Genomic DNA, 10,179 nt, shown 5'->3' with positions numbered 1-10,179 from the left:
CCCCGACCCGCCCCACCCGAAACGGACCCGCCTCGAACAACCCCTCGCCGCTCACTCCCCGATTCTCCCGCCGACAAGCCCATCAATAGCGGACCACCCCTGGCGTGTTACTGACCCACGCTCCTAGGGTGCCGCCCGAGACGGGGCCGCCACCTCATGAGCCGGCGTGGAGGGTGCGGCCGCCGCCCGACCAGCCGGGCGTCCCGGCCGGACGCGCCCGCTCAGCCGCGCGGGCCAGGCGTGACCGGGCCCGGCGCGACGAAGCCGGACTCGTACGCCGCGATGACCGCCTGCGTGCGGTCGCGCGCGCCGACCTTGGCCAGCACGTTGGCCACGTGGGTGCGCACGGTCTCCACGCCCAGGAACAGCTCGGCGGCGATCTCGGCGTTGGACCGCCCGGCGCACACCAGCCGCAGCACCTCCTGCTCCCGGCCGGTCAGGCCGGCCCCGGCGAGCCCGTCGGCGCCCGGACGCACACGGCCCGCGGCCAGGCGACGCAGCGCCGCCGGGAAGAGCAGGCTGTCCCCGCGGGCCACCACCCGCACCGCCTCGATGACCTCCTCGGGCCGTGCCCGCTTGAGCAGGAAGCCGCTGGCGCCGGCGGCCAGCGCGTCGAAGACGTAGTCGTCGTTCTCGAACGTCGTCAGCACGAGCACCCGCGGGCCGGGTGCCGCGATCCGCTCGGCCCGCTCGACCAGCGCCCGGGTCGCCGCGAGGCCGTCCACGCGCGGCATCCGCACGTCCATGAGCACCACGTCCGGCGTCAGCCTGCCCACCGCGTCGGCGACGTCGGCGCCGTCGCCCACCTCGCCGACGACGTCGAGGTCGGCCTCGCCCTCGAGGATTACCCGGAGCCCGGCGCGCACCAGCGCCTCGTCGTCGACCAGCAGCACCCGCACGCTCACCGCGCCACCCCCTCGTCGGGCAGGTAGGCGCGCAGGCGCCACCCGCCGTCGGCCGGGCCCGACGTCACCGTCCCGCCGAGCAGGCCGACCCGCTCGCGCAGCCCGGCCAGGCCGCGCCCGGCGCCGCGGCGGCGCCACCGGCCGGCCGCGACGTCGTTGTCCACGCCCAGCTCCAGGCCGCCGTCGGCCACCCGGACGCCGACGGCCAGGCGCCGCCCGCCGTGGCGCAGCGCGTTGGTCACCGCCTCGCGCAGGACGGCGAACGCCTCCCGGGAGGTCACCGGCGCCAGGGCGGCGAGCGCCGCCGGCTCGGGCAGCTCGAGGCTCGCCTCGACGCCCGCCCGCCGCGCCTCGGCGAGCAGGGCCGGGACGTCGGCGAGGGTCCGGACGGGGGCGTCGCCGTGCCGGTCCTGCCCGTCCTCGCCGGCCCGCAGCAGGCCGAGGACCCGGTCGAGGTCGGCGACGGCGGCCCGGCCGGTCTCCTCGATGGCGGCCAGGGCGGCGCGGGCGAAGGCGGGGTCGCGGTCGAAGGCCCGGGCGGCGGCGGCGGCCTGCAGGGTGGTGACGGTCAGGGCGTGCCCGACCGTGTCGTGCAGCTCGCGGGCGAGCCGGTTGCGGGCGGCGAGGCTGCGCTGCCGGGCCTCGAGCGCGGCGATGCGCTCGGCGGCGGAGGGGCCGAGCAGCGCCCGGGCGGCCCGGCGCAGCAGCGCCCGCAACCCGGCGACGACGTAGGCCGGCACCGCGACCAGCACGAGCGCCAGCGGCACGGCGAGCCCCGGGTGCAGCTCGGCCAGGGCCCCGAGCGGGGCGCGGAGGAGCTCGCCCCGGTCCACCTGCCAGACCAGCAGCGCGACGCCGAGCGGCACGGCACTGAGGACGGCGAAGGTGGCGATCCCGCCCGTGGCCAGGTGCAGCAGGTACCAGACGGCGCCGCGCGCCCGCGAGCCCGGCGAGGGGGCGGCCTCGGGCGGGACGTCGGCGTCGAGCAGGGCCCGGGCGGCGTGGCGCTCCATGGCGTGCACGGGGCGCAGCGCGACCGGGGCGAGGGCGATGGCGGCGGTGACGGCGACCAGCGCCGCCACCGCGGCGATGGGGACGGCCGGGTCGGCGGCCATCTGGGCGAAGCCGACCGCGAGCAGCGCGTAGGCGCTCAGCAGGATGCCGCCGACGATGAGGAAGACGCCCGCGCGCAGCGTGGACCCGCTGGTGAGCGGGGCGAGCAGGGGCATGGCGGCAGTGTGGCAGGCCCCGGGGCCGCCGGTCCTCCCCCGCGCGGGGGACGCCGGGCCGCCCGGGGATGCCGAGGTCAGCGGCGCCGGCGGCGCCGCCCCACCGAGATCAGCGCCCCCTGGGGCAGCACGACGTCGGGGTCGAGGGACCTGGGCACGGCGTTGAGGAAGACCGTGAACACCGGCGGTCGACGCTGGCTCAGCTCGAGCCGGCCGCCGTCGGCGGCGACGAGGTCCTTGGCCAGCGCCAGGCCCAGCCCGGTGCCCGAGCCGCCGGAGACGTGCTTGGTGAAGATGTCGGGCGCGAGGTCGTCGTCCACGCCGGGGCCCTCGTCGGAGACGTCGATGAAGACCCCCTGGCCGGCGGAGGCCTCCCGGGTGACCACCCTGGTGGTGCCGGCGCCGTACTTCAGGGCGTTCTCCAGCAAGGTGGCGAGCACCTGGGCGAGCGCGCCGGGGGTGGCCAGCACCGCGAGGTGGGCGGCGTCGTCGAACACGAGCTGGCGCTTGGCGCGGCGGAAGGGCCGGCCCCACTCCTCCTGCTGCTGGGCGAAGACCTCGTCCAGGTGCACCGCCTCGGTGGTTCCACCGCCGGCGGAGCGGGAGGTCTTGAGCAGGTCGTCGACCACCCCGGTGAGCCGCTCGACCTGCTCGAGGGAGACGCGGGCCTCCTCGCGGACCTCCTCGCTGTCGCTCAGCGCGAGGATCTCCTCCAGCCGCATCGACAGCGCGGTCAGCGGCGTGCGCAGCTGGTGGGAGGCGTCGGCGGCGAACTGCCGCTCGGCGGCCAGGCGTCCGGCCATCCGGTCGGCGGTGCGCACCAGCTCGGCGGCCACCAGGTCGATCTCCTCGATGCCCGAGGGCTTGATCCGCGGGCGCACCTGCCCCGAGCCGATCTGCTCGGCGGAGGCAGCCAGGTAGATCAGCGGCGCGGAGAGGCGTCTGGCCTGGTGGCGGGCGAGCAGGATGCCCACGCCCAGGGCGACGGCGGCGCCGAAGATGACGAGCAGCACCACCTGGGCCGAGCGCCAGGTGATCTCCCCGGCGTCGACGTCCATCCGGACCGTCGCCCCGGAGGGTGTGATCTGCAGGGAGCGGACGACCGGGTCGGTGAACACCGGGCCGGCGCGGAACTGCTCGCCGGCGGGGCTCTGCACGAGGATGGAGGCCTCGAGGTTGTTCACCCCGCCGACCCACGGCTCGAGCATGTCCTGGTCCAGCTCCTCACCGGACACCAGCCGGCGTTCCACGGAGCGGCCGAGCTGGGAGACCCGCTGGTTGAGGCTGGCCTGCTCGCTGTCCCAGACGAAGAGAGCGCCCAGGACCGCCATCGGCACGCCCAGCAGCAGCACCGCCACCGTGACGGCCACGACGATCATCTGGACCGCGCGGCGGCGCACGGCGGACTAGCTCCCGGCTGTCTCGAACCGGAAGCCCATCCCGCGCACGGTGGTGATGTACTTCGGGTCGTTCGCGTCGTCGCCGAGCTTGCGCCGCAGCCAGGACACGTGCATGTCGAGGGTCTTCGTCGAGCCGGTCGGGTCGGTGCCCCACACCTCGCGCATGAGGGTCTCGCGTCCGACGACGGAGCCCGCCTCGCGCACGAGCACCCGCAGCAGCTCGAACTCCTTGGCGGTCAGGTGCAGCTCGCGCGCGCCGCGGAAGGCGCGGTGGGCGGCGACGTCGACGCGCACGTCCTGGGCGGCGAGCTCGTCGTCGTCGGTGACCTCACCGCCGGCGCGGCGCAGCAGGGCCCGGACGCGGGCGAGCAGCTCGGCGAGGCGGAAGGGCTTGGTGACGTAGTCGTCGGCGCCGGCGTCCAGGCCGACGACGAGGTCGACCTCGTCCGCGCGCGCGGTGAGCACGAGGATCGGCAGCGTCAGGCCCTGGTTGCGGATGTTGCGGGCGACGTCGAGGCCGTCCATGTCCGGCAGGCCCAGGTCGAGGACCACGAGGTCGGCGCCGTTGGACAGGTCGTCCAGCGCGGCCTGCCCGGTGCCGTGCGGCCGCACGTCGTAGCCTTCCCGGCCGAGGGCCCGGGCCAGCGGCTCCGAGATGGCCGGGTCGTCCTCAACGAGCAGCACGTTAGTCACGCGGCGATCATAAGCCAGAGCGTCAAGTTTCGGTCAAGTCGGTGTCACAGGTCGGCGTGCTTGCGGGTCAGAGCGGCGTGCTCGCGGGTGCTGACGCTGGATTGCGGTGTCCCGGACGCCGATTGCGGCACTGTTCGTGGGCCGTTCGCCGGGTGTTCGCGAGATGATTCGCGCTGCGCCGTCCGGCACAGCGCGATCCACCGCGCTACGCCGTCCGGCGCGTCGGTGTCCATGGCGACGGACGTTGTCTGCGCGCGCGGCCGGCGGGACGGTCCTACCGCCTACTCACTCGGGGATGCGGCGCAGCTCGATCGGGCGGACCTCGCCCAGCCCCTGCAGCTCCACGCCCTCGCGCGGGACCATCGTGTAGTGCCGCGCCACCGGGCTCGTCGCGAGCGCGTCGGCGGTGTCGCGGTCCATGAGGATGCCGCCGGGCGGGGCGACGTCGACGAGCCGGGAGGCGAGGTTGACGGTGGGGCCGAAGACGTCGCCGTTGCGCGAGAGCACCCCGCCCCACACCAGCGAGGCACGCACCGGCAGCATGTTCTCCTTGGCCTGCAGCGCCGCGATGAGCTCGACGGCCACCTCCGCGGCGGTGGCGAGGTCGTCGGCGATGTAGAGCACCGCGTCCCCGATCGTCTTGACCACCCGCGCCCCGTGCGTGGTGATCACATCGCGCGAGGTGTACTCGAAGGTCTGGACGAGGTCGGCCAGCGCCCGGCTGCCGAGCTCGGTGGAGCGGCGGGTGTAGGCGACCATGTCGAGGAAGCCCAGGGCGCGCTGCAGCGGCATGTGGAACGGGTCGGTGCTGGCGCGCCGGCTCTGGGAGACCTCGGCGTCGGTGCGGGCGATGAGCCCCGCCAGCTGGCGCCGCCAGGAGTAGTCCAGCTGGGCCTGCAGCACCTCGACCACGTCGGTGATCTTGTCGAGCACCACGAGGCGCGCGGAGACGTCGTCGAGGTGGCGGCGCCGGGCGACCCCCTCCACCAGCGCCTCGGTCTGCCACAGCGCCAGCCGGTCCGTCATGTGCGACTGGGCGCGCAGCAGCGAGATCGCCGTGGTGGTGTCGATGGTGTCGTCCTCGATGAGCTGGGCCATCGAGCGCAGCGCCCGCACGTCGTACTCGCCGAAGATGACGCTGGTGTCGCGCACGTTGGGAAAGCCCATCGCCTTCCAGAAGGTGCGCGCGAAGTCCACGTTCACGCCGGCCCGTTCGGCCAGCTCGACGATCGTCATGGTGCGGGGCCCGCCGAGCATCGCCTCGATCCGGGCGGTGACGGTGGACGACGGGGGCTCCTGGGTGTCCGGGACGTCGATGCCGTCGTCGAGCCCGCTGCTGCCGGGCGCCGGCGGGATCCCGGGCGGCGGCGGGCCCCCGGCCTCGACGTGCACGCCGTCCGGCAGGGCCTCGGTAGGGACGGGGGTGGCCGGGTTGTCGGAAGGAGTACCCGGTCGAGGATCGGGTGCGGTCCTGCCTGTATCCGTGCTCACAGAGGGAGCCTAACGCGCGTCCCTGGGAGCAATTCCGGACGTCGGTCACTGGCACGGCTGGCCAGCCGCCTCCCTCGTCCGGCGGCACGCCGCCGTGCTCGGGTGGCCCGGCTCGGTTTCACGCCCCGGCGGTACGCATGTGCAGCACGTCGCCGGCGCGCACGGTGGTCCGCGCGCCGTCGGGGGTGCGGACGACGAGGTGTCCGTCCGGGTCGAGCTCCACCGCCACGCCGATGACCGCCTGCCCACCGGGCAGCTCGGCGCGCACCCGCCGGCCCAGGGTCACGCACGCCCCGCGGACCTGCTCGGCCAGGCCGGCGGCGTGCGCATCGCCGTCGAACTCCTCCCAGCGCGCGACGAGGGCGGCGAGGTGACGCCCGCACGCGAGCAGCACCTCCGACACGGTGGGGCGAGCCGCCGCGCCGGCCCGTCCGGCGGCCAGGTGCAGCGAGGTGGCCCACGGCACCGGCAGCCCCGCCTCGCCCTGGGCGACATTGACGCCGATGCCGATGACGACCCCGGGCTCGGCCTCCGGGTGCGGCTCGGGCAGCACCTCGGCGAGGATGCCGGCGACCTTGCGGTCGGTGCCCCAGCCGTCGATCTCCTCGTCCCCCGCGCGCAGCACGAGGACGTCGTTGGGCCACTTCACCCCGGTGGGCAGCCCGGTCAGCTCGGCCGTCGCCCGCTTGACCGCCAGGCCGGCGAGCAGCGTGACCCAGGCGAGGCGCCCGGCGGGCACGCGCGGGCGCAGCAGCACCGAGGCGGTCAGCGCGGTGCCCGGCGCGGTGACCCACGACCGCCCCGCCCGGCCGCGACCGGCCTCCTGGGCGTCGGCGACCAGGACGGACAGGTGCGGCCAGGCGGCGGGGTCCGCGGTGGCGGCCTCGCGCAGGTCGGTGCTCGTCGAGCCCGTGCGGTCCACGTGCAGCACGTGGGTGAAGGGCCTCAGCTCGTGCGCGGTCATGGCACAAGGGTGGCATCCCGGCCGCCGCAGAGGGTGGCATCCCGGCCGGCGCAGGGGTGGCATCCGGCCCCCGCGCGGCCGGTGATGGTCGCTTGGGCCGTGTCTCCCGAGGGACGACGCTCGGAACGCCACAACCGGTGCTGGAGTGACTGGTGTGACACGAAGGTCGGCCCAGATCGCCTCACCAGCACCACTTGTGGTGTTTTGGCACCGCTGCCCGGCGATGCCAACGGAACCCCGGAACGTTCCGATGCGTAGCCCCGGCACGGGTGTCGACGCCGCGGCCCTGACGGTCGCGGCGCTGACGATGGGATGCGGGCCGCACGAGCGCGACCCGGATCCGTGGCGCCTGTCCATCCACAGCGGACGGCCGGGGCTGCCCGCGGCACAGCCCCGCTCCTCGATCGTCGACGGATGGACCCGTTTGAGCGGCTGCACCAGCACCGCGGGGTCGCCCGCCGTGCGGACCTCGCACGCACCGCCGCCGAACGCTGCGCCCTCGCCGGCGCCGTGCTCGCCGGTCATCTCCAGGACCTCGGCCAGGGCTGGGTGGCGCTGCCGGACGCGCACCCCGCGCTCGTCGCCGCCCGCCGGGTGCACGGTGCCATCAGCTGCGTCAGCGCCGCCGTCTTCTACGGCCTGGCGACCCTCGAGCCGGCGGACCGTGTCCATCTCGCGGTGCCCCGCGCCCGCGGGCTGGGCCGACGCCCGTCGCGACCGGCGCGCGAGGCGACGCTGCACCGCGAGTCCGGCTGGGTGACCCCGGCGAACCCGCTCCTGCCGATCGTCCCGATCGCCGACGCCCTGGCCCGGGCGTTGCGCTGTCAGCGCGCCGAGGCGGCAATCGTGATGGTCGACTCCGCGCTGAACCGCGGCCTCGTCACCGTCGAGGAGATCGACCGGCTCCTCAACGGCCCGGGCAGCGTACGGGCCCGGCTCGCGCTGGGCCGGTGCGACGGCCGCAGCCGATCGGTCACCGAGACCCGCGCCCGGCTGCACCTCAAGGCCGCCGGACTGGCGGTGCGGGCCGGCGTCGGGATCCCCGGCGTCGGAGAGGTCGACCTGGTCGTCGAGGAGGGGGTCGTCGTCGAGTGCGACGGGTTCGCCTACCACTCCGGCCGGCGCGAGTTCCAGGAGGATCGGCGCCGGGACCGCGAGCTGCTGGCGCGCGGGTTCGTCGTGCTGCGGTTCACCCGGGACGAGGTCATGACGGCCGTCGACCTGGTCGTGGAGGACATCAGGCAGGCCGTCGCGCGCGCGGCCGCCAGCCGGACCAGGTGACCGCCGACGCCGCCTTGCGTCGCGACACGACGCCGACTTGCGTCGCGACACGACGCCGCCTTCCGTCGCGACACCCGGACCGCACCCCGACGCGATTGTGGGAACCACACAAGCCCGCGGCGCCAGACCCGCGCATGTGTGCAACCGGGTGGTGGGGAAGCGACAAGTACGCTGTCGCAAGTGACCGATTCGACCTCCTCCGCGACCGCGGCTCCGCCGTCTCCCAGCACCGAGCACAAGCTCCAGGCCCTCGCCGAGCGCACCGCCCGGGACCTCACCGGCCCGGCCGAGGGGGCGGCGGAGAAGCAGCACAAGCGCGGCAAGAAGTCGGCCCGCGAGCGCATCGAGGCCCTGCTCGACCCGGGCTCGTTCACCGAGCTCGACGCCTTCGCCACGCACCACTCGACCAACTTCGGGCTGGAGAAGAAGCGCCTGGCCGGCGACGGCGTCGTCACCGGCTTCGGCACCGTCGACGGGCGCCAGGTGTGCGTCTACTCCCAGGACTTCACCGTCTTCGGCGGCTCGCTCGGCGAGATGCACGGGCAGAAGATCACCAAGGTCATGGACATGGCGCTGCGCACCGGGGTGCCGCTGATCGGCATCTCCGACGGCGGCGGCGCCCGCATCCAGGAGGGCGTGGCGGCGCTGACCCAGTTCGCCGAGATCTTCCGCCGCAACGTCGCCGCCTCCGGCGTCATCCCGCAGATCTCGCTCATCCTCGGCCCCTCGGCCGGCGGGGCCGTCTACTCCCCCGCCCTGACGGACTTCATCGTCATGGCCGAGGGCACCTCGAACATGTTCATCACCGGCCCGGACGTCATCAAGGCGGTCACCGGCGAGGAGGTCGGCTTCGAGGAGCTCGGCGGGGCGGCCACCCACGCCCAGCGCTCCGGCGTGGCCCACTACCGGGCCGCCGACGAGGACGACGCCCTGGACTACGTCCGCGCGCTGCTGTCCTACCTGCCCAGCAACAACCTCTCGGAGCCGCCGAGCTGGCCGGTCTCGCCGGCCGAGGCGGAGGCCGCGCTGGAGGTCACCGACGCCGACCGCGAGCTCGACACCCTCGTGCCGGACTCGGACAACCAGCCCTACGACATGCGCACCGTGATCGACCACGTGCTCGACGACGGCGAGATGCTCGAGGTCCAGCCCGGCTACGCCCCGAACATGATCACCGCGTTCGGGCACGTCGAGGGCCGCCCGGTGGGGATCGTCGCCAACCAGCCGCTGCAGATGGCCGGCACGCTGGACATCAACGCCTCGGAGAAGGCGGCGCGGTTCGTGCGCACCTGCGACGCGTTCAACATCCCGGTGCTGACGTTCGTGGACGTGCCCGGCTTCCTGCCGGGCACCGACCAGGAGTGGAACGGCATCATCCGCCGGGGCGCCAAGCTCATCTACGCCTACGCCGAGGCCACCGTCCCGCTGGTCACGCTCATCACCCGCAAGGCCTACGGCGGGGCGTACATCGTCATGGGCTCGAAGAAGCTCGGCGCGGACGTCAACCTCGCCTGGCCCACGGCGCAGATCGCCGTCATGGGCTCGGGCGGGGCGGTGAACATCCTGCAGCGGCGCGCCCTGCAGAAGGTCGCGGACGAGGGCGGCGACGTCGAGGCCGAGCGAGCCCGGCTCGTGGCCGACTACGAGGAGGCGCTGGTGAACCCCTGGGACGCCGCCGAGCGCGGCTTCATCGACGGCGTGATCGCGCCGGCCGACACCCGCGTGCACGTGGTCAAGGCGCTGCGGGCGCTGCGCACCAAGCGGGCCGCCGGGCCCGCCAAGAAGCACGGGAACATCCCGCTGTGAGCGCCGTGAGCCTGGTCCGCCGCGACCGCCACCGCGCCCCGGTCCCGCCCGCGCCGGTCGGGCCCGCGTCCCCCGCGGAGTGGTCCGCGGACGGGGAGGACGACGTCGTCGCCGTCGCCCTGGCGGCCCCGCCAGCGCCCCCCGCGGCACCGGCCGCCGCGCCCGCGCCGCCGGACGTGCGGGTGGTGCACGGGCGACCCGACGAGGTCGAGCTCGCCGCCCTGGTGGCGGGGATCGTCGCCGCCCGCGGCCGGGTGGACGAGCTCGGCGGCCTGCCGGACGAGGCGGCCGAGGCCGTGCGGACCCGCTGGACCGACCGCGGCCGCGTGATCGGCCGGCCGCCGGCCCCGGGCGTCGGGGCGTGGCGGTGGTCCCTCCACCCCTGACCGCGGCCGGGCCTACCCTCGTGC

10 protein-coding genes are annotated in these 10,179 nt (G+C 75.2%); 3 read left to right on the top strand and 7 right to left on the bottom strand.

Annotation, left to right across the window (positions count from 1 at the left end):
- Positions 1-221 precede the first annotated feature (221 nt).
- The 7 genes from GD880_RS06670 to GD880_RS06640 all read right to left on the bottom strand — a co-directional run bounded on the left by GD880_RS06670 (position 222) and on the right by GD880_RS06640 (position 6,682).
- On the bottom strand, positions 222-905 hold the full coding sequence (locus GD880_RS06670; protein WP_152230838.1) for a response regulator transcription factor: 684 nt from the start codon (positions 903-905) through the stop codon (positions 222-224).
- Complete coding sequence (locus GD880_RS06665; protein ID WP_152230837.1) at positions 902-2,134, bottom strand: sensor histidine kinase; 1,233 nt, start codon at positions 2,132-2,134, stop codon at positions 902-904. Before GD880_RS06665 ends, GD880_RS06670 begins: the two co-directional genes overlap by 4 nt.
- Positions 2,135-2,211: 77 nt before the next feature.
- The gene (locus tag GD880_RS06660) at positions 2,212-3,534 is read right to left on the bottom strand and encodes a sensor histidine kinase (RefSeq protein ID WP_152230836.1); all 1,323 of its coding nucleotides are present in this window, start codon (positions 3,532-3,534) and stop codon (positions 2,212-2,214) included.
- Between the two features lie 6 nt (positions 3,535-3,540).
- Positions 3,541-4,227, bottom strand: a complete 687-nt coding sequence (locus GD880_RS06655; RefSeq protein ID WP_152230835.1) for a response regulator transcription factor — start codon at positions 4,225-4,227, stop codon at positions 3,541-3,543.
- A 44-nt stretch (positions 4,228-4,271) separates the two neighbouring features.
- The gene (locus GD880_RS06650) at positions 4,272-4,460 is read right to left on the bottom strand and encodes a hypothetical protein (protein ID WP_152230834.1); all 189 of its coding nucleotides are present in this window, start codon (positions 4,458-4,460) and stop codon (positions 4,272-4,274) included.
- Positions 4,461-4,512: 52 nt separating this feature from the next.
- The gene (locus GD880_RS06645; protein WP_152230833.1) at positions 4,513-5,718 is read right to left on the bottom strand and encodes an adenylate/guanylate cyclase domain-containing protein; all 1,206 of its coding nucleotides are present in this window, start codon (positions 5,716-5,718) and stop codon (positions 4,513-4,515) included.
- A 118-nt stretch (positions 5,719-5,836) separates the two neighbouring features.
- Complete coding sequence (locus GD880_RS06640; RefSeq protein ID WP_152230832.1) at positions 5,837-6,682, bottom strand: biotin--[acetyl-CoA-carboxylase] ligase; 846 nt, start codon at positions 6,680-6,682, stop codon at positions 5,837-5,839.
- A gap of 414 nt (positions 6,683-7,096) precedes the next feature.
- Between GD880_RS06640 and GD880_RS06635 the strand changes: the two genes are divergently transcribed.
- From GD880_RS06635 to GD880_RS06625, 3 genes are all read left to right on the top strand, one after another.
- Entirely contained in the window at positions 7,097-7,963 is an 867-nt protein-coding gene (locus GD880_RS06635) for a DUF559 domain-containing protein (RefSeq protein WP_152230831.1), read from the top strand.
- A 180-nt stretch (positions 7,964-8,143) separates the two neighbouring features.
- Positions 8,144-9,769: an acyl-CoA carboxylase subunit beta gene (locus GD880_RS06630; RefSeq protein ID WP_152230830.1), complete on the top strand. Its 1,626-nt coding sequence runs from the start codon at positions 8,144-8,146 to the stop codon at positions 9,767-9,769.
- The gene (locus tag GD880_RS06625) at positions 9,766-10,155 is read left to right on the top strand and encodes an acyl-CoA carboxylase subunit epsilon (protein WP_152230829.1); all 390 of its coding nucleotides are present in this window, start codon (positions 9,766-9,768) and stop codon (positions 10,153-10,155) included. The genes GD880_RS06630 and GD880_RS06625 overlap by 4 nt, the downstream gene beginning before the upstream one ends.
- The last annotated feature ends 24 nt before the right edge of the window (positions 10,156-10,179 follow it).

Origin of the sequence: Georgenia ruanii, from assembly GCF_009193175.1 — a bacterium.
GTDB classification, from domain to species: domain Bacteria; phylum Actinomycetota; class Actinomycetes; order Actinomycetales; family Actinomycetaceae; genus Georgenia; species Georgenia ruanii.
The sequence above is the reverse complement of the archived record's forward strand: the minus strand, read 5'-3'. Positions and strand labels throughout refer to the sequence as shown.